Below are 25,109 nucleotides of genomic sequence, written 5' to 3' on the forward strand. Positions count from 1 at the left end.
CGAAGCCCCTGTCTCCTCGGGAGACAGGGGCTTCGTCGTGCTCGGCCCGTCACGGACGACGTCGCGACGCGTGCACTCGGTCAGTCGTCGTCGTGATCGATCAGGCGGCCCGGCAATTTCTGGGCGGCATCCTGGTCGATGAGCCACAGCGTCTTCCGCAGGCCCCGCGCTCCCGCTGCGGGAACCTGGACGTGGCCCGCACCGGCGAGGGCGAGCCCCACGGCGCCGGCCTTGTCGCTGCCGCTGACGGACAGCCACACCTCCTGGGCGGTGGTGATCGCCTCGAGGGTGAGCGAGACCCGCTGCGGTGGTGGTTTCGGCGCATCCGGGACGCCGACCGTCGTCGCGCCCCTGGTCCGGATACCGGCCATCTCGGGGAAGAGGGACGCTACGTGGGCGTCGGGGCCCACCCCGAGCAACAGGACGTCGAAGCGGGGGAGGCGCGGGTCCACCTGGTCCACCTCCCCATCGGCGTCGAGTTCCGCCCGGGCGGCCGCGGCGAGGTCCTCCGCGTACGCGGTGGCCGCGGCGTCCTCGTCGGGGAAGTCGTCCTTCGAGCCGAACTCGTGCACCCTGACGGGGTCGATGCCGACGCGGTCGAGCAGTGCGGCACGCGCCTGCACGGCGTTGCGGTCGGGGTCCTCGGCGCGCAGGAAGCGCTCGTCGCCCCACCAGATGTCCACGTGCGACCAGTCGACGGCGGTGTGCGCCGGCGAGTCGGCGACCGCGCGGAGCGCTGCCGTACCGATCGATCCGCCGGTCAGGACGATCGTCGCCGTCCCCCGCTCGCTCTGCACGTCCACGAGCCGCGTGATCAGCCTCGCGGCGACCGCAGCCGCCAGGGAGTCCTGGGACGGATGGATACTGACTGTCGGATCAGCGCTCACTCGTGTGCACACTCCTCAGGTTGGTTCGCGCGAGGCCCTCGGTGATGACCTCACCGAAGACCTCGTCGGGGTCGAGGCGCCGCAGCTCCTCGGCGAGGCAGTCCCTCAGGCCGCGGCGCGGTAGGGAGATGCTCTGCACGGGCTGGTTCGGCTGGTGCAGCTCGGCGACGTCGTGACCGGGGCGGTGCAGCTCGATGTCGCCGCCCTCCCGGGTCAGCAGGACGCGCTTCAGTCCTGTTCCCGCGGGTCCGGCCACGATCGTCACGGGTGCGTCGAGCGCCCTCGTGAGCCATGCCGCGAGCAGCACGGTGCTGGGGGAGTCGGAGGCGCCCTCGACCGTGACGGCCGTGACCGGGGCGTCGCCCGCGACCTGGTCGAGTACCGCCGCGAGCTGGATCCGCCAGTTGGTGAGGCGGGTCCAGGCCAGGTCCGTGTCACCGGCCGTGTAGGTCCTGCTGATGTTGAACAGCGCCGCCGTGGGATCGTCCTCGTTCGCCGAATCGGTGATCCTGCGGTGGGCTATCCCTCCGATCGAGGTGCGCGCCGCAGCCTCGGGTACGCCGTGCGGCCACCAGGCCACGATCGGCGCGTCCGGCAGCAGGAGCGCGGAGACGAGGGACTCGTTCTCGTCGGCGAGCTCGCCGTACCCGCGCAGTACCACGACCTCGGACGCTCCCGCATCGCCACCCACGCGGATCTGCCCGTCGAGGCGGGTGGGCTCGTCCGACGAGCCCTCCGCCAGCACGATGATGCGGCAGGGGTGCTCGCGGCTCGCGTCGTTCGCGGCGTCGATCGCCTCCTCCTCGTACCCGGAGCGGGTGATGACCACGAGCGTGAGGACACGCCCGAGCGCCACGACGCCACCGGCGTCGCGCATGCTCATGAGTTCCTTGGACACCTTCGAGGTGGTGGTGTCGGGTAGTTCGACGATCATGGCCTTCTCCAGGTTCGGCCGTCGGCTGCGAGTAGCTCGTCGGCGGATGCGGGGCCCCAGCTACCGGGGACGTACGGCTCGGGCTGACCGTCGAGGGTCTCCCAGTGCTTCTCGAACGGGTCGAGGATCTTCCAGGAGAGCTCCACCTCCTGCTGTCGGGGGAACAGCGGCGGTTCGCCGAGCAGGACGTCGAGGATCAGCCGCTCGTAGGCCTCGGGGCTGGACTCCGTGAAGGAGTGGCCGTAGCCGAAGTCCATCGTGACGTCGCGCACCTCGGTCTGCGTGCCGGGCACCTTCGAGCCGAAGCGGATGGTCACGCCTTCGTCGGGTTGCACCCGGATGACGACGGCGTTCTGGCCGAAGTCCTCCTCGTCGTGGGCACGGAACAGCAGGTTCGGGGCACGCTTGAACACCACGGCGATCTCCGTCACCCTCCGACCGAGGCGCTTGCCGGCGCGCAGGTAGAACGGGACGCCGGACCAGCGCCTGGTGTTGATGTCCAGACGGAGCGCGGCGAAGCTCTCGGTGGTCGAGTCCTCCGGGATGCCGTCCTCCTCGAGGAAGCCGTTCACGTGTTCGCCGCCCTGCCAGCCGGCTTCGTACTGCCCGCGGGCCGACCGACCGGTCAGGTCCTCGGGCAGCGAGACGGCCGCGAGGACCTTCTCCTTCTCGGAGCGCAGGTGGTGGGCGTCGAAGGAGATGGGTTCCTCCATGGCCGTCAGGGCCAGGAGCTGCAGGAGGTGGTTCTGGATGACGTCGCGCGCGGCTCCGACGCCGTCGTAGTACCCGGCCCGGCTCCCGATGCCGATGTCCTCGGCCATGGTGATCTGGACGTGGTCCACGTAGTTGGCGTTCCACAGCGGCTCGAAGAGCTGGTTGGCGAACCGGAGCGCCAGGATGTTCTGGACCGTCTCCTTGCCGAGGTAGTGGTCGATGCGGAACACCGCGTCGGGCGGGAAGACCTCCTCGACGATCCGGTTGAGGTCCCGTGCCGAGGCGAGATCGTGGCCGAAGGGCTTCTCGATGACCACCCTCCGCCACTGGCCGTCGTCGGGCTGGGCGAGGCCGTGCTCGGAGAGCTTCTGGCACACCGCCTCGAAGGCGTTGGGCGGGATCGAGAGGTAGAAGGCGTGGTTGCCCCGCGTGCCCCGGTTGGTGTCCAGCTCCTCGATGCAGGCCTTGAGGTTCCGGAACGCGTCGTCGTCGTCGAACTCGCCACGGACGAAGCGGATGCCGGCGGAGAGCTGCTGCCACACCGTCTCGTTGAACGGTGTGCGGGCGTGCTGCGTCACCGACTCACGGACCTGCTGCACGAAGTCCTCGTTGCTCCAGTCACGGCGCCCGAAGCCCACGAGCCCGAAACTCGGCGGCAGGAGCCCCCGGTTCGCGAGATCGTAGATGGCGGGCATGAGCTTCTTCCGCGCGAGGTCACCCGTGACGCCGAACAGCACCAGGGAGGACGGCCCTGCGATGCGGCTGAGCCGGCGGTCGCGAGGATCCCTCAGCGGGTTCGCGGGGCGTGTCGGCGAGCTGTTCTCCGTCACGCTCACAGCTCGCCGCTCGAACCGTCGGCCGAGGGCTCGGGTGCGCGGTTGAGCGAGGCGACCGCGTCCAGGACCTGCGCCACGCCGGCCGCGCGGTCCGTGAGGTGCAGGCGGAGTACGGGACGGCCGTGGTCGGAGAGGACCTGCGCGTCACCGGCTGCCTGCGCCGTGATGAGCTCGCCGAACGTGAACGGCCGATCGGGGATGGCGAGGTCGGCGTCAGCGGCAGCGGTGAGCTGCAGGTAGACCCCGATGGGTGACCCGCCCTTGTGGTACTGGCCCGTCGAGTGCAGGAACCGCGGCCCCCACCCGAAGGTCACCGGACGGCCCGAGGCGGCGGCGAGCGGCGCGCGCACACCTTCGAGTGCTGACTGGCGGTGCCGGTCGAGATAGGCCTGCACCGACAGGTAGCCGTTCGCCGGCAGTGTCGCCAGCAGGGCCTCCAGCGCGTCGCGGACGGTGCGGGAGGACCCGAGCAGCGCGGCGTCGCCGCGGACCTCGACGGCGCCGTCCGTGAAGGCGGCGGGGGTCGGGGCGGGCTGTGCGTCGAGCAGGCCGCGAGCGGCCTTCTTGGCCGCCTCGACGTCGGGCTGGTCGAAGGGGTTGATGCCCAGCAACCTCCCGGCGACGGCCACGGCGTACTCCCAGACGAACATCTGGCTGCCGAGCGAGCCGCTGACGGTCACCCGCGTCCCGGTGGTCGACTCGTCACTCGGCGCCTCGTCGAACGGCGCGAGGACCACCGGCAGGACGTCGTCCGCCACGTCGGCCAGTTCGGGCGCGTCGATCGAGGCGACCACGGGCAGCAGGCCCGTGCCGAGCTTGCCCGTGGATTCGGCGATGAGCTGCTCGGCCCAGTCGGCGAATCCGGGGAGGCCGGAGCCGGCGTCGGCGAACACGATCTTGTCGCGCAGGGGGGAGGTGCCGCCGAGCACGGCGCCGAGCTGCAGCCCCACGTTGTCCGAGTCGTCGTCGCCCAGGAACTCGGCGCTGTCCTCGGCGTCGTCCAGCAGGGTCTCGATGTCCGCCCCGGCGAGGCCGGAGGGCACGAGCCCGAACGCGGTGAGGGCCGAGTAGCGCCCGCCCACCGCGGGGTCGGCCGTGAACACCTTGCGGTAGCCCGCCGCCCGCGAGGCCTCCTCGAGGGGCGAGCCAGGATCGGTGACCACGATGATCCGCGATGCCGCGTCGATGCCGGCGTCGATGAAGGCCTGCTCGAAGAGCCGGCGCTGGGAATCGGTCTCCACGGTGGAGCCCGACTTCGAGGAGACGACGACGGCCGTGCGCTGCAGGTCCTCCGCGAGGGCGGCACGCACCTGCTCGGGGTCGGTGGCGTCGAGGACGACCAGCTCGACGCCGGCCTCCTTCGTGATGACCTCGGGCGCCAGCGAGGAGCCGCCCATGCCGCACAGCACGATGCGGTCGACGCCCTCGGAATTGAGGTCGGCGCGGAGTCCCGCTATCTCGGGCAGCAGGGCGCGGGACCCCTCGAACAGGTCGATCCAGCCGAGGCGGATCGACGCCTCGGACTCGGCATCGGGGCCCCACAGGGTGGCGTCCTTCGCCATCAGCCGTGAGGCGAAACGGTCGGCGACGAGCGTGGGAACCGCGGAGTCGACGGCGGTCAGGGCGTCGCCGGAGGCGGTAAGAGCGAAGGAGCCCATGGGATCAGCCCTTCGCCGCGTCGAGTGCTGCCTGGACGGTCTCGAGGAGCTCGGACCAGCTGGCCACGAACTTGTCGAGACCCTCCGTCTCGAGCAGCTCCACCACCTCGGCGTAGGAGATGCCCAGGGCATCCAGCCGGTCGAGGATCTCGGTGGACTCGGCGTACGTCCCCGTGACCGTGTCGCCCTCGACGACGCCGTGGTCGGCGGTCGCGTCGAGCGTCTTCTCGGGCATCGTGTTGACGACGTCCGCCGCCACGAGGCCGGTGACGTACAGCGTGTCCGGGAGGTTCGGGTCCTTGACGCCGGTGGATGCCCACAGGGGGCGCTGCGCGTTGGCGCCCGCGGACTTCAGGACCTGCCAGCGCTCGGAGGAGAACTGCTCCTGGAACACCTGGTAGGCGAGGCGCGCGTTGGCGAGCCCGGCCTTGCCCTTGAGCGCCGTCGCCTCCTCGGAACCGATCGCGTCGAGGCGGGCGTCGATCTCCGCGTCCACGCGGGAGACGAAGAAGGAGGCGACCGAGTGGATCTTCGAGAGATCGTGGCCGTTCTCCCGCGCCTGCTCCAGACCGATCATGAAGGCGTTGATGACCGCCCGGTACCGCTCGAGCGAGAAGATCAGGGTCACGTTGACGCTGATCCCCGCACCGAGGGTCTCCGAGATGGCTTCGAGACCCTCGACCGTCGCGGGGATCTTGATGAGCACGTTGGTGCGCTGGACCTTCGCGTGCAGGCGCTTGGCCTCGGCGATGGTTCCGGCGGTGTCACGCGAGAGGCGGGGGTCCACCTCGATCGACACGCGGCCGTCCGCACCGTGGGTGCGCTCGGCCTCCTCGGCGAAGATGTCGCACGCCTGCGCGACGTCGTGCGTGGTGATGTCGAAGACGGCCTGGTCGACGTCGGCGCCGGCCTCGGCGAGCGCGCCCACCTGGGAGGCGTAGGACTCGCCTTTCTTCAGTGCCGCGGCGAAGATGCTCGGGTTGGTCGTGACGCCGACGACGTTCAGGTCCTCGATGAGGTGCTTGAAGGCGCCGGAGTTGATGCGTTCCCGGGAGAGGTCGTCGAGCCAGATGGAGACGCCTGCTGCGGAGAGTTGTTCTGTGTTTGTGGTCATGATGTGCTCCTTGTCCGCTGCTGCGGAGTGTGTGCGGATGCTGCGGCGAGTGCGGGTACTGCGGAGTGTGTGCGTGGTGACGGCGGGTGACCGGCTACTGGTGGTCGCCGGTCTCGGTGGCTCGGTGGCCCGAGGGCAGGGCCGCGGTCCCGTTGGGCGCGAGGGGATCGGACGCGACGGCCTCCAGGGAGTCCTTGGCCGCTGCCACCACGGCGTCGGCCGTGATGCCGAACTCGCGGTAGAGCGTCTTGTAGTCGGCCGAGGCGCCGTAGTGCTCCAGCGAGACACTGCGTCCGGCGTCGCCCACGATCCCCTGCCAGCTCTGCGAGACACCGGCCTCGACGGAGACGCGGGCGCGGATGGTACGCGGCAGCACGCTGTCGCGGTACGCGGCGTCCTGCGCGTTGAACCACTCGAGGCACGGCATGGAAACCACGCGCGCCGAGATGCCCTGCGACTCCAGCTGCTCGCGTGCCTCCACGGCCAGCTGGACCTCCGACCCGGTGCCGATCAGGATGACGTCGGGCGTGCCGTTCGTCGCGTCCGCGAGGACGTACCCGCCCTTCGCGACACCCTCCGCCGAGCCGAAGGTGGTGCCTGACGCGGCGCCCTCGCCCCGCTCGTAGGTGGGGATGTTCTGGCGCGTGAGGACGAGGCCCGCCGGGTTCTCGGTGTTCTCGAGGATGGTGCGCCATGCGACGGCGACCTCGTTCGCGTCACCCGGTCGGACGACGTCGAGCCCCGGGATGGTGCGGAGCGAGGAGAGCTGCTCCACGGGCTGGTGCGTGGGGCCGTCCTCGCCGAGTCCGATCGAGTCGTGCGTCCAGACGTAGATCGCAGGGACACCCATGAGCGCGCCGAGGCGCACCGCGGGCCGCTGGTAGTCGCTGAAGATCAGGAAGGTACCGGAGAAGGCCCGCGTGCTGCTGTGCATCACGATGCCGTTCACGATCGCCGCAGCGGCGTGCTCGCGGATGCCGAAGTGCAGCACGCGCCCGTACTGGTTGCCCGACCACGCCTTCGTCTGCCGGCTCTCCGGGACGAAGGAGGGCGAACCCTCGATGGTCGTGTTGTTGGACTCGGCGAGGTCGGCGCTGCCGCCCCACAGCTCGGGGAGCACGGGGCCGATCGCCGTGAGGACCTTGCCCGATGCCGCGCGGGTGGACATGTCCTTGCCCGCCTCGAAGCTCGGCAGGCTCGCCTCCCAGCCCTCGGGAAGGGTGCGCGCCTGGATGCGCTCGAGCAGCGCGGCCTCGTCGGCGTGGCCGGCCTTCCAGGCGTCGAAGCCCTCCTGCCAGGTGCGGTGCGCGTCTGCGCCGCGCTGGACGACTCCACGGGCATGCTCGAGGACCTGGGGGTCGACGTCGAAGTGCTGCTCGGGGTCGAACCCGAGTTTCTCCTTGAGGGCCGCCACCTCGTCCTTGCCGAGTGCGGAGCCGTGGATCTTGCCCGTGTTCTGCTTGGTCGGCGCGGGGTAGCCGATGACGGTGCGGAGCGAGACGATGCTCGGCTTCGAGGTCTCGTTCTTGGCGGCGAGCAGGGCGGCGTACAGTTCCGCGACGTCCTCGACGTACTCGCCGGTCTTCGTCCAGTCCACCCGCTGCGTGTGCCAGCCGTAGGCCTCGTAGCGCTTCAGGACGTCCTCGGTGAACGCGATGTCGGTGTCGTCCTCGATGGAGATGTGGTTCTCGTCGTAGAGCACCACGAGGTTGCCGAGCTGCTGGTGGCCCGCGAGGGATGAGGCCTCGGAGGTGACGCCCTCCTGGAGGTCACCGTCGGAGGCGATGACCCAGATGGTGTGGTCGAAGGGGCTGGTGCCCGGAGCGGCCTCGGCGTCGAACATGCCGCGCTGGCGACGCTGGCCGTACGCGAAGCCCACGGACGTGGCGAGACCCTGGCCGAGGGGGCCGGTGGTGATCTCGACGCCCTTGGTGTGGCGGTACTCGGGGTGTCCCGGGGTCAGCGATCCCCAGGTGCGCAGCGCCTTCAGGTCGTCGAGCTCCAGGCCGTAGCCGGAGAGGAAGAGCTGGATGTACAGCGTCAGGGACGTGTGACCGGGGGAGAGGACGAAGCGGTCGCGGCCGGTCCACTCGGGGTCCGACGGGTCGTGACGCATCAGCTTCTGGAACAGCAGGTAGGCGGCCGGGGCCAGGCTCATCGCCGTACCGGGGTGCCCGTTCCCCACCTTCTCGACGGCGTCCGCCGCGAGCACGCGGACGGTGTCGACCGCTTTCTGGTCGTGCTCTGTCCACTCGAAGTCCTGCTGTTGCGTCTGCGCCACGTTTCCGGGCCCCTTTCCATCCGGAACGATCAAGGGACGGATGCCGTGAGGCATGCCGTCCTCTGACAGTTCTCCGTTGATCCTGCACGAGTCGGCTCCGACCGATGACAGCACCACATCCGGAGGGCGTGGTTCCGGGCATGCTTCAACAGCGGGCTTTCCTTCCCACACTATCCCTTCGCACTGTGCTTGGCAGGTGGGCGTCGAAGAATGTCATGCGTGACATCCGGGGGACCCGGGGGCGCGTGACGCGCGGGCGGTCCCGAAGGGCTGTTCGCGGCTCGCAGCCCACGTGCGTAAGCCGTTCCGGGTCCGATTTCTACACGCTGTAAAAGGGTATGATGGGGGTGTCTTTTACTCCGGAAGAAACGAAAGTGTTGCCTTGTGAAGACCCAGCAGGCTCCTGCTCCGGCTCGATCCCCGCAGGCCCGCCGCGGTCTGGCGCGCACTGCCCGCGCCTACCTCGCGCTGACGAAGCCCCGCGTGATCGAGCTCCTTCTGGTGACCACTCTTCCGACGATGATCTTCGCCCAGGGCGGCTTCCCGCCCCTCGGCCTGATCCTCGCCACGATGATCGGCGGCGCCCTCGCGGCCGGCAGCGCGGGAGCATTCAACTGCTACATCGACCGCGACATCGACCGGCTCATGCACCGCACGGAGAACCGACCGCTCGTCACCGGTGAGGTCTCACCGCGTGAGGCCCTGGTCTTCTCCTGGGTTCTCGGCGTCGTCGCGATCGCCGTCCTCTGGTTCGGCGCGAACCCCCTCGCGGGCCTGCTGGGGATCGGCGCGATCTTCCTCTACGTGGTGGTCTACACCCTGGTGCTCAAGCGCCGCACGTCCCAGAACATCGTGTGGGGCGGCGCAGCGGGGTGCATGCCCGTCCTGATCGCCTGGGCCGCCGTGACCAACTCCGTCGAGTGGCCCGCCGTCGTCCTGTTCCTCATCATCTTCCTGTGGACGCCGCCGCACTACTGGCCCCTGTCCATGAAGTACAGCGACGACTACAACGCCGCGAGCGTCCCGATGCTCGGCGCCGTCGCCGGCGCGCGCGTGGTCTCCGTGCAGGTCGTCCTGTATGCCTGGGCCATGGTGGCCTGCTCCCTCCTCCTGGTACCCGCGGGTGCCGGCTGGGTGTACACGTCCGCCGCCCTCCTCGGCGGGGCGTGGTTCATCCGCGAGTCGCACCGCCTCCACACCCTGGCCCAGCAGGGGACCTCGGACAACAAGGCCGCCATGAAGGTCTTCCACGGCTCCATCAGCTACCTCACCGTGTTGTTCCTCGCCCTCGCCATCGATCCCTTCGTCGGCGCGGCCGTCCTCTCCTGACGTCCCGGCGGGCCGCGGGCTCCTGACGCTCCTGGTTTCCACGACGGTCCGGCGGGCCCCGGAGTGCCGCGCGCGGCCTAGGGTTGGCCCATGGACTTCACCGGCCTCATCGCCTATCCCATTACCCCGTTCACGTCCGACGGCGCGGTGTCCCACGCGGACCTCGCGCTCCTCGTCGGGGGTCTGCCCGGCTCGGGTGCGGACGCCGTCACGGTCCTCGGATCCTCGGGGAGCTTCGCCTACCTCGACCGCGCCGAGCGGGCACTGGTGGCACGTACCGCCATCGCGGCCGTGGAGAACAGGCTCCCGGTGGCCGTGGGCATCAGTTCGGTCGGGACGCGCGAGGTCCTCGACGCCGTCGAGGACGCACAGGCCGCCGGTGCGGCGGGGCTCGTGCTCTCACCCGTGTCCTACGTGCCGCTCACCGATGACGAGGTCATCGCCCAGGTACGCGCCGTCTGCGCCGTGACCGACCTCCCCGTGTGCCTGTACAACAACCCGGGCACCACGCAGTTCGACTACTCGCTCGACGTCGTCGCGGAACTCGCGGCGCTGCCGCAGGTGGTGGCCTTCAAGGACACGGCGGGAGACACCCTCGCCTTCAACGCCCGGCACGCCGACCTGTCCGCGCGGGTTCCCGAGGGTTTCAGTCACGGCGTGAGCGGCGACCTCCTCATGATGACGGGGGAGATCGCGGCAGACGCCTGGCACAGCGGTCCGGCTGCGCTCCTGCCGTACGCCTACGCGGGCCTTCGCGCGGCCGTGCTGGCCGGGGACCACGCCGAGGTCGAGAGGATCCGCCGCGTCCTCCAGCCCCTCGTGCAGCATGTGGCCGGCCTGCGGAAGATCAGCGGCCTGCACCTCCTGGCCCGCGCCTGCGGCATCGCGGCCGGCGACCCGCGCCCGCCGCTGCTTCCCAGCCCCGGGTCCGAGTCACGCGAGCTCGGACGGCTCCTCGACCTCGTGGAGGCGGCGTTCGACGACACCCGGGACGGCCGCGCCTCCTGAGCATTGTGAGGTGACCGGCCCGTACGGTCCGGGAGGCCCCCAGGGTCAGCCGGATCTGCGCGGGTCCACCCGGCTCACCCCCGCGGATCAGTGCGTCGCGTCGACCGATCGGCGCACGACGGCGGCGGGCTGGGTGCCGGGCAGCGTCCGCCGCGTGGTGGCCGTGTACTGGGCGTGCACGGCTGCCGCCATGAGCAGCGAGGCGCCGAGCATGTGCAGGGCCACGAGAGCCACCGGCAGGTGCAGGAAGTGCTGCGTGTAGCCGATGGCGCCCTGGACGAGCACGACGGCGACGAGCAGCGTGAGGGCCTTGCGGAGCTTGTGGTGGACCTGTGAGCGGTAGGCGAGGACGAGCGCGACGGCGACGACGGCGACCAGCAGGTACACGGGCAGTGCGTGCACGCGCGTCATCAGGGCCGGGTCCAGTCCGTTGCGTGCCGCACCGTGATCGCCCGCGTGCGGACCGGAGCCGGTCACGATCACGCCGAGCACGACGGCGATCGACGTGAGGACCGTCGAGGCCGTGAGGAGTGCGCGCAGGCGTGGCGGCGCGGCCGCGAGGCGTGGGGACGTGTACTGGGCGTGCGAGAGCCGGGCGCGGTTCACGAGGACCGTGGCGAGCGCCACGAGCACCATCGACACGATGAAGTGCAGACCCACCACCCACGGGTTGAGGTCGGTCCACACGGTGATGCCGCCGATCACGGCCTGGACGGGGATCCCCAGGAACAAGGCGATCGACAGGCGGAACAGGTCCTTCCGCTCACGGCGCATGCCCAGCACCGACATGATCATCGCCACGGCGATGATCACCAGGACGAAGGTCAGCAGCCGGTTGCCGAACTCGATGACGCCGTGGAAGCCCATCTCCGGCGTCGTCACGATCGAGTCCGCCGTGCACCGCGGCCACTCGGGGCAGCCGAGACCCGAGGCCGTGAGCCGCACGGCACCTCCGGTGACCACGATGGCGATCTGCGACACCAGCGAGGCGATGGCCAGTCGCCGGACCAGCGGGGAGGTGGTCCGGGGGAGCCGGTCGGTGAGGACGGAGAGCGGTGTACCTGTCATGTGATCAGCTCCAAGAGAACCAGCGAATGGCCGCCAGACTGGCGAGGGTTGCCCAGACGAACAGCACCAGGCAGGAGAGGGGATCGAGCACGCCCTCGGCGAGAGCGTTCCGCAGCCCGTCGCCGAGCGCGGAGGACGGCAGGACGGAGACGAACGGGGCCACGGCGGAGGGCAGGCCCGACGCCGGGATGATCACCCCGCCGGCCGCGGCCAGCAGGATCCACACGAGGTTGGTCACCGCCAGCGTTGCTTCCGGGCGGAGTGTCCCGGCCACCAGCAGGCCGAGCGCGGTGAACGCCGCCGACCCGAGGAGGAGCAGCAGCACCGCGGCCAGGATGCCCTCGGGTCGCGGCGTCCAGCCCAGCAGCACGGCGGCCCCGCCGATCACCACGAGCTGGACGGCCAGGACGGCGACGACCGCCACCGCCTTGCCGAGGATCAGGCCAGACCGCCCCAGCGGCGTGGTCGATAGGTAGCGCAGGACGCCGTAGCGGCGGTCGAAGCCCGTGGCGATGCCCTGACCCGTGAAGGCCGTGGACATGGTGCACAGGGCGAGGACGCCGGGCGCCGCGATGTCGATGCGGCTCGGGCCGTAGGCGTCGAGCAGGGGAGTGAGCACCAGGGCGGTGAGCGCGAGCAGCGGGAGCACGATCGCCAGGACGAGCTGCTCGCCGTTCCGGAGCATGGCCATGGCTTCGTACCCGCCGTGGCGGAGGACCCGCACGGGGAGCGAGGCCGCCCGAGCGGAGGTCGTGATCCCGCGTCCGATCGGTGACGCGGTGGCTTCGGAGGTCATCGGATGCTCCGTCCCGAGATGTCGAGGAAGACGTCCTCGAGCGAACGCGGCGTCATGGAGAGGGCCGTCGGCATGACCCCGCAGGCGTCCCACCACATCGCCAGCCGGGCGACGTCCGCGGCGGTCAGGGCGCCGCGCAGGACGTACTGCCCGGGTTCGGTCTCGCGCTGCAGCAGGTGCGGCAGGAGGTCGTCGGGGAGGGTCAGCCCGGGCATCGTCTCGAACCGGAGTTCCCGGCTGCCGTCGGCGTCGGTCTCGGCCGTCAGCTCCGCGACCGTCCCCTCGGCCACGGTGCGGCCGCCCTCGATGATGTAGACGTAGTCCGCCAGGCGCTGTGCGTCGTCGAGCAGGTGGGTGGTCAGGATGACGGCGAGCCCGTCCGCGCGCAGCTCCCTGATGAGGTCGAACACGATGGTGCGCGACTGCGGGTCGAGCCCTGCGCTGGGTTCGTCGAGGAACACGACCTCGGGCCTGCCGACGAGGGCGCAGGCGAGCGCGAGCCGCTGCTTCTGACCGCCGGAGAGTCTGCGGATGGACACCGGGCCGAAGTCGACGAGCCCGAGCCGCTCCGCGAGGGCGTCGACCGGGAGGGGATCCACGTACATGGAGGCCACGTGGCGGAGCAGGGACATCGGCTTGACCGACGGTGGGAGCCCACCCTCCTGCAGCATGACGCCCACCCGGGCGCGGAGGTCGGGGGTCGCCTTCGACGGATCGGCGCCGAGCAGGCGCACCGTGCCGCCGTCGGCGCGCTGCAGTCCCTGCGCGCACTCGAGGGTCGTCGTCTTCCCCGCACCGTTGGCGCCCAGCAGGACGGTCACGGAGCCGTGCCGGGCCGTCAGGTGCACACCGTCGAGCACGCGGACCATGCGACCCTCGAGGGCGCCGACGGGCCCGAAGTCCTTGATGAGCCCGTCGATCTCGAGGGCGGGGGCGGTGGTCGGCACCCTCGTATTCTACGTCAGGTAGTAGGCGCGTTCAGGGCTTAGATGGCAAGCCTCGCCTAAGTGGTGGAGAGGAATACATTAGGTCATGATCGTGTTGTGTATTTTGGCGACGACGGGAGGGACGGACCATGACCACTGTGTCTCCCCGTGCTCTTCCCGAGGACGTCCGCACCGCGCAGATCGTCTCCCCCGACCCCGATGAGCGGACCCGGGACCGCGTCCTGTCGGCCGTGCTCGAGCAGGGCCCCGTCAGCGCCGCGGAGCTGGGCGACAGCCTGGGATTCACTCCCGCCGCCATGCGCCGTCACCTCGACGCCCTGTCCCAGGAGGGGCTGATCGAGGTCAAGCGTGCCCGCAGCTCGGCCACCGGCGCCGGCCGGCCCGCCCGCCGGTACGTCCTCAGCCAGCGCGGCCAGACGAGCATGGGCACCGACTACCTCGGGATCGCCGTCGCCGCGCTCTCGGAACTAGGCGCCTCCGCGGGGCACGCCGCCATCGAGGACTTCGCGCGGAGCCGCTTCTCCGGGATGGAGGAGCGCTACCGCCCCGTCATCGACGCCGCCGGGCCCGATCTTGAAGCGCGCGCCCATGCCCTCGCCGGGGCGCTCACGCGTGACGGTTTCGTCGGATCGACGAAGACCGTCGGGCTGCCGCAGCCGCGCGGTCGTGTGGGGTCCTCCACGCGGCCGGTGATGCTCAGCGTGCAGCTCTGCCAGGGCCACTGCCCCATCCAGGGGCTGGCCGCGGCGTTCCCCGCGTTCTGCGAGCAGGAGACGGACATGTTCGCCCGGCTCCTCGACGTCGACGTTCGCCGGCTCTCCACCCTCGCCGGTGGCGGGCACGTGTGCACCACCCACATACCCCTGGGGCGGACGACGACGGTGCCCAGCTCGGGCGCCGTCGCCGGCACCGACGTGACCCCCGGCCCTCCGGCCGCGGAACCGCGCACCCCGGACGAAGAGTTCATCCATCAGCAAGGAAGGCCGTGATGACGGATCAAGTAGACCGCAAGGCAGTTGCGTCGACAGTGCCGGAGTCGGTGATCAACGACATCCTGGAGAAGAACCCCGAGCTCGAGGGCATCGGTACCTACCAGTACGGCTGGGCCGACAAGAACGAGGCGAGCGACAACGCGCGCCGCGGCCTGAGCGAGGAGGTCGTCCGCGACATCTCCGCCAAGAAGAACGAGCCCCAGTGGATGCTCGATCTGCGCCTCAAGGGCCTGAAGTACTTCGACCGCAAGCCGATGCCGGCGTGGGGTGCCGATCTCTCCGGGATCGACTTCGACAACATCAAGTACTTCGTGCGCTCCACGGAGAAGCAGGCCAATACGTGGGAGGACCTCCCCGAGGACATCCGCAACACGTACGAGAAGCTCGGCATCCCCGAGGCCGAGCGTGCCCGCCTGGTCTCCGGTGTGGCCGCGCAGTACGAGTCCGAGGTGGTCTACCACCAGCTCCGCGAGGACCTCGAGCGCCAGGGCGTCATCTTCCTCGACACCGACACCGCGCTGCGTGAGCACCCGGAGCTCTTCAAGGAGTACTTCGGCACCATCATCCCGGTGGGCGACAACAAGTTCGCGTCGCTGAACACCGCGGTGTGGTCGGGCGGTTCGTTCGTCTACGTCCCCAAGGGCGTCCACGTCGAGATCCCCCTGCAGGCCTACTTCCGCATCAACACGGAGAACATGGGCCAGTTCGAGCGCACGCTGATCATCGCGGACGAGGACTCGTACGTGCACTACATCGAGGGCTGCACCGCCCCGATCTACACCTCCGACTCGCTGCACTCGGCCGTCGTGGAGATCGTCGTGAAGAAGGGCGCCCGCGTCCGTTACACGACCATCCAGAACTGGTCGAACAACGTGTACAACCTGGTGACCAAGCGCGCCATCGCGCACGAGGGCGCCACCATGGAGTGGATCGACGGCAACATCGGGTCGAAGGTCACCATGAAGTACCCGGCCGTCTACCTGGTCGGTGAGCACGCCAAGGGTGAGACGCTCTCGATCGCCTTCGCCGGCGAGGGCCAGCACCAGGACACCGGGTCGAAGATGGTGCACATCGCACCGAAGACGAAGTCCTCGATCATCTCGAAGTCCGTGGCCCGCGGTGGTGGCCGTGCCGCCTACCGCGGTCTGGTCCAGGTCCGCGAGGGTGCCAAGCACTCCGCCAACACGGTGCGCTGCGACGCGCTGCTCGTGGACACCATCTCGCGCTCGGACACGTACCCGTACGTGGACATCCGGGAGGACGACGTCACCATGGGCCACGAGGCCACGGTGTCCCGCGTCAGCGAGGAGCAGCTGTTCTACCTCATGTCCCGCGGACTCCCCGAGGACGAGGCCATGGCCATGATCGTGCGCGGCTTCATCGAGCCGATCGCGCGTGAACTGCCCATGGAGTACGCCCTCGAGCTGAACCGGCTCATCGAACTGCAGATGGAAGGGGCCGTGGGCTAGGAATGGCTGACACCACCCAGATCTCACCGAACACCGCTCCCGAGGACGAGGTCACCGACCTCGGCGCCCTCGACGAGAAGGCCCGGCTCGGCGCACCCGCAGGTGCCGTCTCGTCCTCGGCCGCCATCGACGGCTTCTCCGAGGAGGGCGAGACGCTCTCCACGAAGAACGTCGGCTCGGAGCAGCACGGCGTCAAGAAGCACAGCCACGGCAATGCGCCCGTGGTGCCGGAGGCGTCGCGGGGCGAGCGGAAGCGCTCGTTCGAGCTCGTGGACTTCCCGACCCTGACCGGGCTCGAGGAGGACTGGCGGTTCACCCCGCTCACGCGTCTCCGCGGGCTGCACACCGGCGATCTCACGGGCGCTGTCCCGACGATCGAGGTCACCGGTGCGGGCAACGTCACGGTCGAGACCGTGGGTCGCGACGATCCCCGCCTCGGCTCGTCCGCCACCCCGGAGGACCGCGTCGCCGCAGCCGCCTGGAATGCGTTCACGGACGCCACCGTGATCACCATCCCGAAGGAGACCGTGGCCGACGGCGAGGTGATGGTCGCCGTGACCGGTTCGTCGAAGGACGCCGCGGCCCAGCACCTGGTCATCGAGGCGAAGGCCTTCTCGAAGGCCGTCGTGGTCCTCGACCACCACGGATCCGTCACGCTCGCCCAGAACGTCGAGATCATCGTGGGCGACGGCGCGGAACTGACGGTCGTCAGCGTCCAGGAATGGGACGACGACGCCGTGCACGTCTCCTCGCAGCAGGCCAAGGTGGGCCGCGACGCCCGCTACAAGCACGTCGTCGTCAGCCTCGGCGGAGACCTCGTGCGGCTCACGCCGTCGTCGATCTTCACCGCCCCCGGCGCCGAGGTCGAGATGTACGGCCTGTACTTCGCGGACGCCGGCCAGCACCTGGAGCAGCGACTCCTGGTGGACCATGCCGTGCCGAACTGCACGTCCCGTGTGACCTACAAGGGTGCGCTGCAGGGCAAGGACGCCCACACCGTCTGGGTGGGCGACGTCCTGATCCGCAAGGCCGCCGAGGGTACGGACACCTACGAGACGAACCGCAACCTGATCCTCACGGACGGCGCGCGCTCGGACTCGGTGCCCAACCTCGAGATCGAGACGGGCCTCATCGAGGGCGCCGGGCACGCGAGTGCCACGGGCCGCTTCGACGACGAGCACCTGTTCTACCTCATGGCACGCGGCATCCCCGAGAAGGCAGCCCGCCGCCTCGTGGTGCGTGGCTTCCTGAACGAGGTCATCCAGCAGATCAAGGTACCCGCGCTCGAGGAGCGGCTCTCCGAGTCGGTCGAGCGCGAACTCGCGGCGGGCAACCTCTGATGGCCGACGCACCCCGCGGCGAGCTGATCTGCAGCGTCGACGACATCCAGGTGAAGCAGGCGCTCCGCGTCCTCATCGACGACTACCCCGTCGCGGTCGTCCGCGATTCCGACGGCGAGATCCACGCGCTGGGGGACACCTGCTCCCACGCCGACATCTCGCTCTCGGAGGGCGACGTCGAGGGGTGCGCCATCGAGTGCTGGGGACACGGCTCGCAGTTCGACCTGCGCAGCGGAGCCCCCCTGCAACTCCCCGCCTACGAGCCCGTGCCCGTGTTCGCGCTCGAGGTCCACGAGGGCAACGTCTACGTGGACGTCAGCACGGTCACGAACGGCGCGCCCGCGCCGCAGCTCGGCTGACGCCGGCTCCCGCACCCCCACTCACCCCACTCTTCCTGCACTCTTCCTGCACAGCAGGCGAAGGAGAACCACGATGTCCACACTCGAAATCAAGGACCTGCACGTCAGCATCGACACCGAGCAGGGCACCGTCCCCATCCTCAAGGGCGTCACGCTGACCATCAACACCGGCGAGACGCACGCGATCATGGGCCCCAACGGCTCGGGCAAGTCGACCCTCGCGTCGACGATCGCGGGCCACCCCCGCTACAGGGTCGACAGCGGCTCGATCACGCTCGACGGCGAGGACGTCTTGTCCATGAGCGTCGACGAGCGCGCGCGTGCCGGGCTCTTCCTCGCGATGCAGTACCCCGTCGAGGTGCCCGGCGTGACCATGACGAACTTCCTCCGCACGGCGAAGACCGCGCTCGACGGCGAGGCCCCGAGCCTCCGTCACTGGACGAAGGACGTCAAGACGGCCATGGCGCAGCTGCGCATCGACGCCGACTTCGCACAGCGCAACGTCAACGAGGGCTTCTCCGGTGGCGAGAAGAAGCGTGTCGAGATCCTCCAGCTCGAGCTGTTCCGTCCGAAGTTCGCCATCCTCGACGAGACCGACTCCGGTCTCGACGTCGACGCCCTGAAGGTCGTCTCCGAGGGCGTCAACCGTGAGCACTCCCGCGGCGAGATGGGCACGCTGCTCATCACGCACTACACGCGGATCCTCCGCTACATCAAGCCCGACCACGTCCATGTGTTCGTCGCCGGACGCATCGCCGAGCAGGGCGGCCCGGAACTCGCCGACCAGCTCGAGGCCGAGGGCTACGATCGGTTCACCACCAAGGCACCGGTCGAGGCGTAGTCCCGCTCCGACCCCGGGCGGCCCGCCGCCCGACAGCCATTGAAGTTCTCTGACGGTTCTCTGGAAGGAAGCGTGCGATGAGTGAGGTACAGCAGGCGCAGACCGCGCTGGGCGACATCGAAGAAGCGCTGAGGGACGTGATCGATCCCGAGCTCGGCGTGAACATCGTCGATCTCGGGCTCCTCTACGGCCTGAACTACGCCGACGACGGCGCCCTCCTGATCGACATGACGCTCACCACGGCGGCATGCCCCCTGACCGACGTGCTCGAGGAGCAGGTGGGTCAGGCGCTGGACGGTGTCGTCGACGAGTGGCGGCTCAACTGGGTGTGGATGCCGCCGTGGGGTCCCGAGAAGATCACCGAGGACGGCCGCGACCAGATGCGGGCACTCGGCTTCAACATCTGATCGACACCAGGTGTCCGGTCAGCACACGGACCGTCGGCATCTGACGGGTCCGGTGAGGGCAGGAGGGAGGGCGGTTCCGACCACGGTCGGTGCCGCCCTCTCGGCATTGTCGCCGTACCGGCCGCCCGGCGGACTCCACGCCTGCAATCAGCGTCTTTCGTCAGTCGTCGCCTCCCGTCAGGCGTCGTCCTCGGAGTCGCCGATCCCTCGCGCGGCCAGGGCTTCCCCGGTCCGGTGCGCATACGCCACGGCGCCCAGCACCACGGGAGTGACGACGACACGGGGCTGGCGCTCGAGCCCGCGCGCACGGGCGGCATCCCGGACGTCGACCACCAGGCCCGCAAGGTACGGGATGCTCCGGAGCATGATGGACAGGGCGAGAGCGAACCGCTCCGGATCCGCTCCGAGCCGCCGGAACGGGCCGGCGAGCCGCACGACGCCGTCGAGCAGGTCCTGCAGCGGGGTGGTGAGCGTCAGCGCGCGGGCCGCGAGGAGGCAGACGACGATGCTCCCCGTCACGACGAACGCCTGAGCCCAGTCGCGCGCGAACCCCTGGTAGGCGGCGAGCAGCACGAGCACGGGCACGGCGGGCAGCAGCATCCTCAGGAGGCGGTCCGGTGTCACGCGGGCGCCCACCACGAGGGCCCCGACGACCACCACGAGCGCCACGGCGGTCGCGCCCGGCTCGCGTACCGCGATGACGGTCGTGGACACCACCAGGGCCGCCAGGGCCTTCGGGGCGAGGGGCACACGGTAGAGGAGGCCACGGCCCGGCCGGTACAGCCCGAGCGTGCTGCCGTACCCCCTCATGACCCGCCCCGGCCGGTGTCCGGCACGTCGCTCGTCCCCGCGGCCAGGGCGCGGTACCGGGCGACGGCCTCCCGTGGGGCGCCGTCGAACACGATCCGGCCGGCGTCGACGACGAGGGTCCTGTCGCTCTCCAGGGCGGCGTCGAGGTCGTGGGTGGCGATGATCACCTGCTGGTCGAGGCCGGCGAGCAGCGCCCGCATGCGGAGGTCGTTGCGCAGATCGAGCAGGGTGGTGGGCTCGTCCGCCACGAGGATCCGCGGTCCCACGGCGAGGACGGCCGCGAGTGCCAGGATCTGGCGTTCCCCTCCGGAGAGGTCGTAGACGCTGCGGTCGGCGAGATGCAGGATGCCGAAGCGATCGAGGACCTCCTCGGCGCGGGAACGGATCACCGCGCGGGACAGCCCGCGGCCCCGGAGGGAGAGCTCGACGTCCTCACGCCCGGTCGGCATGACCAGCTGGGACAGGGGATCGGTGAAGACGAAGCCTACCGAGCGACGCACGGCCCGGCCCGCCCGGACCGTGTCGTGGCCGAGGACCGTGACCGAGCCGCTCGTCGGGCGGACCAGGCCGTTGACGAGCCGGAGGAGCGTCGACTTCCCGGATCCGTTGGCGCCGATGACGGAGACGCGCCGCTCGGCGAGGTGCAGCGACACCGGTGCCAGAATCACCCGGGACCCGTCGTCGGACCGCACCTCCGCGGCCTCGAACCCGATCACGTGGTGCGGGCGCCCACCCGGTGAGCGAGGAGCCGGGGGAACGCGCGGTGCACCGAGACGGCGACAGCCGCTGCCAGCGCATTCTTGATCGCGTCGCCGGGCAGGTACGCGGAGTCGACGACGACCGCCTCCGGCAGGGTGAGACCTGCGTTGATCATCAGGCCGGCGATCCCGAGCGGGTGGATGGTGAGCAGGCTCGCGGCGAGGCACCCGAGGAACAGGAGGAGCCACCGGAAGCGCGTGGCGCGGCGGAGCACGACGGCTGCCAGCGCCCCCGCGATCGCAGCAGCCAACGGGAAGGCGAGGAGGTACCCCGCGGAGGGCGCGGCCAAAACGCCGAAGCCTCCGCTGAAGCCGCTGAACACCGGCAGGCCGGCGAGTCCGGCCGCGAGGTACAGGAGCACGGCGGCCACTCCACGCGCGGGGCCGAGCACTGCGCCGGCCAGCATCACGCCGAGGGTCTGCAGGGTGATGGGCACGCCGAGCGGGCCCACCGGGATACCGGGTAGGATTGCCAAGGCGGCGATGAGGGCGGCGAAGACCGCGATGAGGGAGAGATCGGTGGTGTCCCACCGTTTCGCCCGGGACCTCCGACGATCAGCGGCGACCTCGCGGGTCGATTCGACTGGTTGCACGGCACACGCTCCTGAAGCGGGCCGGAGGTGCACCGGCTGCTCCGGTGATCTGTCCACTTCCTCCAGCTGTCCTGCTTCTCCACTGAGACTAGCGCCGGGTCTACCGGGGACCTTTGTGGGTTTCCTACAATCAAGTCACTCTTCACAGCCGCGTACCGGCACCATCGAAAGGCCCCTGATCGTGATCAGCGTAGCGAACCTGGAACTGCGAGCCGGCGCCCGCCTGCTCATGGACGAGGTGTCCTTCCGCGTGGACCGGGGCGACAAGATCGGCCTCGTGGGCCGCAACGGCGCGGGCAAGACCACCCTCACGAAGGTGCTCGCGGGGGAGTCGCTGCCCGCCGGCGGCACCGTGACCCGCTCCGGCGAGATTGGGTACCTCCCCCAGGACCCCCGGACCCCGAACATGGAGCAGCTGGCACGGGACCGGATCCTCTCGGCACGCAACCTCGACGAGGTGGTGGCCGAGCTGCGCCTGGCGCAGGAGGACATGGCGAGCGAGAAGACCTCCGTCCGCAACAAGGCCATGGCGCGCTACGACCGCATCGAGTCGGCGTTCCTCGCGGGCGGCGGGTACGCGGCCGAGGCGGAGGCGGCGTCCATCTCCTCGAACCTCTCGCTGCCCGAGCGCATTCTCAACCAGCCGCTCAAGACCCTCTCCGGCGGTCAGCGCCGGCGCGTGGAGCTGGCCCGCATCCTCTTCTCCGGGGCCGAGACGATGCTCCTCGACGAGCCCACCAACCACCTCGACGCGGACTCCATCACCTGGCTGCGTGACTTCCTCAAGAACCACCAGGGCGGGTTGATCGTGATCAGCCACGACGTCGAACTCCTCGAGGCCACCGTGAACAAGGTGTTCCAGCTCGACGCAAATCGCGGGACGATCGACATCTACAACATGGGCTGGAAGCGCTACCAGCTCCAGCGCGAGACGGACGAGCGGGCCCGCAAGCGCGAGCGCGCCAATGCGGAGAAGAAGGCGCAGGTCCTCATGGACCAGGCCAACAGGATGCGGGCGAAGGCATCCAAGGCCGTGGCCGCCCAGAACATGGCCAAGCGTGCCGAGCGCCTGCTGGGCGGGCTCGACGCCGTGCGCACGTCCGACCGCGTGGCGGCACTGCGCTTCCCCGAACCGTCGCCGTGCGGCAAGACCCCCATGACGGCCGAGGGCCTCAGCAAGTCCTACGGCTCGCTCGAGATCTTCACCGACGTGGACCTGGCGATCGACCGCGGCTCGAAGGTGGTGATCCTCGGGCTCAACGGCGCGGGGAAGACCACCCTGCTGCGCATGCTCGCCGGGGTGGACAAGCCCGACACCGGCCAGGTCATCGCCGGCCACGGCCTGAAGGTCGGCTACTACGCGCAGGAGCACGAGACCCTCGACACGCAGCGGACCGTCCTCGAGAACATGAAGTCCTCGGCGCCGGACATGCAGGACGCCGAGGTGCGCGGCATCCTGGGCTCCTTCCTGTTCTCCGGCGACGACGTCGACAAGCCCGCGGGTGTGCTCTCCGGCGGTGAGAAGACCCGGCTCGCCCTGGCCACGATCGTCGCGTCCTCGGCGAACGTGCTGCTGCTCGACGAGCCCACCAACAACCTCGATCCCGCCAGCCGTGCCGAGATCCTCGGAGCACTGAAGAACTACAGCGGCGCCGTGGTCATGGTGAGCCACGACGAGGGAGCGGTCGACGCGCTCGACCCCGAACGCGTGGTGCTGCTGCCGGACGGCGTCGAGGACCTCTGGAACCAGGACTACCTGGAACTCGTCACCCTGGCGTAGCGGACCGTCGCGTGACCCGGCTGTCCGTCATAGGGTGGCCGGGTGATCTTCGACCGGTTCCGCGACCTCTGCCTGCGGTTCCCCGGCGCCTACGAGGACTACCCGTTCGGCCCGGAGTTGGCGGTGTTCCGCGTCGCCGTGGAGCCGGGTTCCAGCTCGGGTTCGGGCTCGGGCGGGAAGATCTTCGCCTTCCTCGGCGTGGATGCGGATCCTCCGAGCATCTCGCTGAAGTGCGAGCCCGCCCTCGCGATCCAGTTGCGTGCCGCCCATCCCGAGATCACCGGCGCGTGGCACCTCACCAAGAAGCACTGGAGCGGGGTGCGGCTCGACGGCGACCTCGACGAGGCAACGGTCCGCGACCTCATCGAGGACTCCTACGATCTCGTGGTCGCATCGCTTCCCCGGGCACGGCGTGATGCCCTCGGGTGGTCCAGGGACGGGACCTCCTGACGGGGGAGGGTCAGCGCATCCCCTGGGAGTCGAGGATGGCGTCCTCCTCCTCCTCCGCGGTGGGCCGACGGCGCTTACGGGCCGTACTCGGCTGCGCAGTCCCGGCGAGTTCCGCGTCCGCACGCTTCTGGGCCCGTGCCGCGTACCCGAGACCGATGAAGGCCAGGACCCCGAACGCGAACCACTGCAGCGAGTAGGACAGGTGGGGCCCCTCGTCGATCGACGGTTTCGGCGGCGCCTGGGGTGTGGCCTCCGCAGCGGGCCGTTCGAGCGCCAGCAGTCCGTAGGCGGCGTCCTGGAGCGGGTAGTCGAGCCGTTCGGAGAGGGCCGTGAGGTCGATGGAGGCCACCTGCCCCTCCGGCGCACCGCGGGTGACGGCGGGTTCGCCGGGCTTCATGCGCGCGGTCACCTCCACGCGCCCCTGGGGCGGTGCAGGGACGGCGTCCGGCCGTCCGGCCTCGATGTTGCCGATCGGCAGCCAGCCGCGGTCGATGACGACGGCGGTGCCGTCGTCGAGCCGGAGGGGCGTGAGCACCTCGTAGCCCGGCTGGCCGTTGAGCGGCCGGTTGCGCACGATCACCTGGTTGTCGACGTCGTACGTGCCCATGAAGGTGATCGGACGCCACTCCCGGGAGGGGTCGAAGGAATCGAAGCCGTTCTGGCCGGGCACGTAGCGCTCGGGGGAGGCGTCGTAGTTGGCCTCGATGCGTTGGATGTCCTGGACGACGGCCTCGCGGCGATCGAGTTGCCAACGCCCGAGCGCGACGCAGCCCGCGGCGATCACGAGGACCATCGCGAGCCAGCCGAACCAGCGCGCCGAGAAGAGGAACCGGTACACCTAGCGGCTCTCCGCGCCACGAGCGGGCGTGTCGAGCGCCGTCGAAGTGAGGGGACGCGTCTCCTTCCAGAGGCCGCGATCACCGAGGTAGGCCTCGAACCAGCCGACGTGTTCGCTGCAGGAGCTCCAGACCTTCCGCCGCTCCGGGGTGTGGATGCGCGGGTTGTTCCACAGCAGGTGCCACGCGGCGTCGTTCCTGCAGCCCTTCCGTGAGCAGAGCGGCGGCTCTCCCGGGGCGTTGGCCGACGGAGCCACGCCGAACAGGCTCATGCCCGCGGAACCAGCGGGGGAGAGGGACCCGCCGAGTGCGGAACCCGCGGCATTCGCGGCGGACGGGGACGGACTGTCAGGCATCGGCGCCCGAACCGGAACGCCCGGAGGCGTGTGCACCGTGCTGGGCTTCGGGTCGCGGCCGCGGCGCACTGTCGTCGATGATCTCGCCGCTGAGGACCTCGTCGCCGTCGTCCGGCTCGGCGTCCACGACCTTCGCCTCGATCTCGCGGACCGGTGCCCGGTCGATGAGGGCGTCGCTGTGCCGGATGTTGCTCGTGTCGCTCCCGCCGTTGGCCACGACCACGGCGAAGTAGGGCAGGAACACCGCTCCGGCGATCATCACCCAGGACAACCAGCCGTAGGGCACCACGAAGATGAGGATGAAGCAGACCAGGCGAATGCTCATCGAGACCGTGTAGCGGATCATGCGAGCTCGCATCTCGTCGCTGTGCGCTTCGCGGGCGTCGGAGATGCTGTGGACGTCTGTGTTGTGCTTCGTTTGCTTACTCATCACACTCCAAAGAGACTCCTTCAAGTATCCCACTCCGGCTTCCGTTCCCGAAGTCGAGTGATGCGCCGCTAGGATCGTCGGGACAGTTTGACGCCACCCAGAAGAAGGAGCCATCC

25 protein-coding genes are annotated in these 25,109 nt (G+C 69.9%); 10 read left to right on the plus strand and 15 right to left on the minus strand.

Annotated features, from left to right (window positions below; genetic code table 11):
* Nucleotides 1–80: 80 nt before the first annotated feature.
* From pgl to tkt, 6 genes are all read right to left on the minus strand, one after another.
* Nucleotides 81–887 (minus strand): 6-phosphogluconolactonase, encoded by an 807-nt coding sequence (gene pgl, locus AC4D16_RS01320; RefSeq protein ID WP_490949234.1) that lies wholly within the window; start codon nucleotides 885–887, stop codon nucleotides 81–83.
* Complete coding sequence (locus AC4D16_RS01325) at nucleotides 877–1,821, minus strand: glucose-6-phosphate dehydrogenase assembly protein OpcA (protein WP_490949233.1); 945 nt, start codon at nucleotides 1,819–1,821, stop codon at nucleotides 877–879. Before AC4D16_RS01325 ends, pgl begins: the two co-directional genes overlap by 11 nt.
* Complete coding sequence (zwf, locus tag AC4D16_RS01330) at nucleotides 1,818–3,326, minus strand: glucose-6-phosphate dehydrogenase (RefSeq protein WP_490949511.1); 1,509 nt, start codon at nucleotides 3,324–3,326, stop codon at nucleotides 1,818–1,820. The genes AC4D16_RS01325 and zwf overlap by 4 nt, the downstream gene beginning before the upstream one ends.
* 41 nt (nucleotides 3,327–3,367) lie before the next feature.
* Nucleotides 3,368–5,029 (minus strand): phosphoglucose isomerase-related protein, encoded by a 1,662-nt coding sequence (locus AC4D16_RS01335; protein WP_490949232.1) that lies wholly within the window; start codon nucleotides 5,027–5,029, stop codon nucleotides 3,368–3,370.
* A 4-nt stretch (nucleotides 5,030–5,033) separates the two neighbouring features.
* Nucleotides 5,034–6,143: a transaldolase gene (gene tal, locus AC4D16_RS01340; RefSeq protein WP_490953676.1), complete on the minus strand. Its 1,110-nt coding sequence runs from the start codon at nucleotides 6,141–6,143 to the stop codon at nucleotides 5,034–5,036.
* A 94-nt stretch (nucleotides 6,144–6,237) separates the two neighbouring features.
* A complete protein-coding gene (tkt, locus tag AC4D16_RS01345; protein ID WP_490953677.1) occupies nucleotides 6,238–8,424 on the minus strand; it encodes a transketolase in 2,187 nt (728 codons plus the stop codon).
* 384 nt (nucleotides 8,425–8,808) lie between these two features.
* Between tkt and AC4D16_RS01350 the strand changes: the two genes are divergently transcribed.
* Together AC4D16_RS01350 and AC4D16_RS01355 are read left to right on the plus strand one after the other, a co-directional pair.
* A complete protein-coding gene (locus AC4D16_RS01350) occupies nucleotides 8,809–9,753 on the plus strand; it encodes a heme o synthase (RefSeq protein ID WP_490949229.1) in 945 nt (314 codons plus the stop codon).
* Nucleotides 9,754–9,843: 90 nt separating this feature from the next.
* Nucleotides 9,844–10,761 carry a dihydrodipicolinate synthase family protein gene (locus AC4D16_RS01355; RefSeq protein ID WP_490953678.1) on the plus strand — a complete coding sequence of 306 codons (918 nt, stop codon included), beginning with the start codon at nucleotides 9,844–9,846 and terminating at the stop codon, nucleotides 10,759–10,761.
* 87 nt (nucleotides 10,762–10,848) lie between these two features.
* Here the strand turns inward: AC4D16_RS01355 and AC4D16_RS01360 are convergent, their stop codons facing one another.
* From AC4D16_RS01360 to AC4D16_RS01370, 3 genes are read right to left on the minus strand one after another with little or no spacing between them, the layout of a single operon-like run.
* Complete coding sequence (locus AC4D16_RS01360) at nucleotides 10,849–11,829, minus strand: COX15/CtaA family protein (RefSeq protein ID WP_490953679.1); 981 nt, start codon at nucleotides 11,827–11,829, stop codon at nucleotides 10,849–10,851.
* A 4-nt stretch (nucleotides 11,830–11,833) separates the two neighbouring features.
* Complete coding sequence (locus AC4D16_RS01365; RefSeq protein WP_490953680.1) at nucleotides 11,834–12,625, minus strand: ABC transporter permease; 792 nt, start codon at nucleotides 12,623–12,625, stop codon at nucleotides 11,834–11,836.
* Nucleotides 12,622–13,572, minus strand: a complete 951-nt coding sequence (locus AC4D16_RS01370; RefSeq protein ID WP_490949225.1) for an ABC transporter ATP-binding protein — start codon at nucleotides 13,570–13,572, stop codon at nucleotides 12,622–12,624. Before AC4D16_RS01370 ends, AC4D16_RS01365 begins: the two co-directional genes overlap by 4 nt.
* Nucleotides 13,573–13,700: 128 nt before the next feature.
* Between AC4D16_RS01370 and AC4D16_RS01375 the strand changes: the two genes are divergently transcribed.
* From AC4D16_RS01375 to AC4D16_RS01400, 6 genes are all read left to right on the plus strand, one after another.
* Complete coding sequence (locus AC4D16_RS01375; RefSeq protein ID WP_490953681.1) at nucleotides 13,701–14,561, plus strand: helix-turn-helix transcriptional regulator; 861 nt, start codon at nucleotides 13,701–13,703, stop codon at nucleotides 14,559–14,561.
* Complete coding sequence (gene sufB, locus AC4D16_RS01380; protein WP_490953682.1) at nucleotides 14,561–16,033, plus strand: Fe-S cluster assembly protein SufB; 1,473 nt, start codon at nucleotides 14,561–14,563, stop codon at nucleotides 16,031–16,033. Before AC4D16_RS01375 ends, sufB begins: the two co-directional genes overlap by 1 nt.
* Before the next feature lie 2 nt (nucleotides 16,034–16,035).
* Complete coding sequence (gene sufD, locus AC4D16_RS01385; protein WP_490949222.1) at nucleotides 16,036–17,373, plus strand: Fe-S cluster assembly protein SufD; 1,338 nt, start codon at nucleotides 16,036–16,038, stop codon at nucleotides 17,371–17,373.
* Entirely contained in the window at nucleotides 17,373–17,732 is a 360-nt protein-coding gene (locus AC4D16_RS01390) for a non-heme iron oxygenase ferredoxin subunit (protein ID WP_490949221.1), read from the plus strand. The genes sufD and AC4D16_RS01390 overlap by 1 nt, the downstream gene beginning before the upstream one ends.
* Nucleotides 17,733–17,805: 73 nt before the next feature.
* The gene (gene sufC, locus AC4D16_RS01395; protein WP_490949220.1) at nucleotides 17,806–18,573 is read left to right on the plus strand and encodes a Fe-S cluster assembly ATPase SufC; all 768 of its coding nucleotides are present in this window, start codon (nucleotides 17,806–17,808) and stop codon (nucleotides 18,571–18,573) included.
* 77 nt (nucleotides 18,574–18,650) lie between these two features.
* Nucleotides 18,651–18,980: a metal-sulfur cluster assembly factor gene (locus AC4D16_RS01400; RefSeq protein WP_490949219.1), complete on the plus strand. Its 330-nt coding sequence runs from the start codon at nucleotides 18,651–18,653 to the stop codon at nucleotides 18,978–18,980.
* Nucleotides 18,981–19,157: 177 nt separating this feature from the next.
* Here the strand turns inward: AC4D16_RS01400 and AC4D16_RS01405 are convergent, their stop codons facing one another.
* From AC4D16_RS01405 to AC4D16_RS01415, 3 genes are read right to left on the minus strand one after another with little or no spacing between them, the layout of a single operon-like run.
* The gene (locus AC4D16_RS01405) at nucleotides 19,158–19,790 is read right to left on the minus strand and encodes an energy-coupling factor transporter transmembrane component T family protein (protein WP_490953683.1); all 633 of its coding nucleotides are present in this window, start codon (nucleotides 19,788–19,790) and stop codon (nucleotides 19,158–19,160) included.
* Nucleotides 19,787–20,506 carry an energy-coupling factor ABC transporter ATP-binding protein gene (locus AC4D16_RS01410; protein WP_490953684.1) on the minus strand — a complete coding sequence of 240 codons (720 nt, stop codon included), beginning with the start codon at nucleotides 20,504–20,506 and terminating at the stop codon, nucleotides 19,787–19,789. The genes AC4D16_RS01405 and AC4D16_RS01410 overlap by 4 nt, the downstream gene beginning before the upstream one ends.
* Nucleotides 20,503–21,141 carry a biotin transporter BioY gene (locus tag AC4D16_RS01415; RefSeq protein ID WP_490953685.1) on the minus strand — a complete coding sequence of 213 codons (639 nt, stop codon included), beginning with the start codon at nucleotides 21,139–21,141 and terminating at the stop codon, nucleotides 20,503–20,505. The genes AC4D16_RS01410 and AC4D16_RS01415 overlap by 4 nt, the downstream gene beginning before the upstream one ends.
* Nucleotides 21,142–21,322: 181 nt before the next feature.
* On the opposite strand from AC4D16_RS01415, the gene AC4D16_RS01420 reads away from it, so the two are divergent.
* Nucleotides 21,323–22,921 carry an ABC-F family ATP-binding cassette domain-containing protein gene (locus tag AC4D16_RS01420; protein ID WP_490953686.1) on the plus strand — a complete coding sequence of 533 codons (1,599 nt, stop codon included), beginning with the start codon at nucleotides 21,323–21,325 and terminating at the stop codon, nucleotides 22,919–22,921.
* Between the two features lie 42 nt (nucleotides 22,922–22,963).
* The gene (locus AC4D16_RS01425; RefSeq protein ID WP_490953687.1) at nucleotides 22,964–23,371 is read left to right on the plus strand and encodes an MmcQ/YjbR family DNA-binding protein; all 408 of its coding nucleotides are present in this window, start codon (nucleotides 22,964–22,966) and stop codon (nucleotides 23,369–23,371) included.
* 10 nt (nucleotides 23,372–23,381) lie between these two features.
* On the opposite strand, the gene AC4D16_RS01430 is transcribed toward AC4D16_RS01425, so the two are convergent.
* The 3 genes from AC4D16_RS01430 to AC4D16_RS01440 all read right to left on the minus strand — a co-directional run bounded on the left by AC4D16_RS01430 (nucleotide 23,382) and on the right by AC4D16_RS01440 (nucleotide 24,993).
* Nucleotides 23,382–24,209, minus strand: coding sequence for an SURF1 family cytochrome oxidase biogenesis protein (locus AC4D16_RS01430; RefSeq protein WP_490953688.1), 828 nt, complete (start codon nucleotides 24,207–24,209; stop codon nucleotides 23,382–23,384).
* Nucleotides 24,210–24,479: a hypothetical protein gene (locus AC4D16_RS01435; RefSeq protein WP_490954648.1), complete on the minus strand. Its 270-nt coding sequence runs from the start codon at nucleotides 24,477–24,479 to the stop codon at nucleotides 24,210–24,212.
* Nucleotides 24,480–24,555: 76 nt separating this feature from the next.
* Entirely contained in the window at nucleotides 24,556–24,993 is a 438-nt protein-coding gene (locus AC4D16_RS01440; protein WP_490949211.1) for a DUF3099 domain-containing protein, read from the minus strand.
* Between the last annotated feature and the right edge of the window lie 116 nt (nucleotides 24,994–25,109).

It is taken from the genome of Arthrobacter sp. TJ-236, from assembly GCF_058269235.1.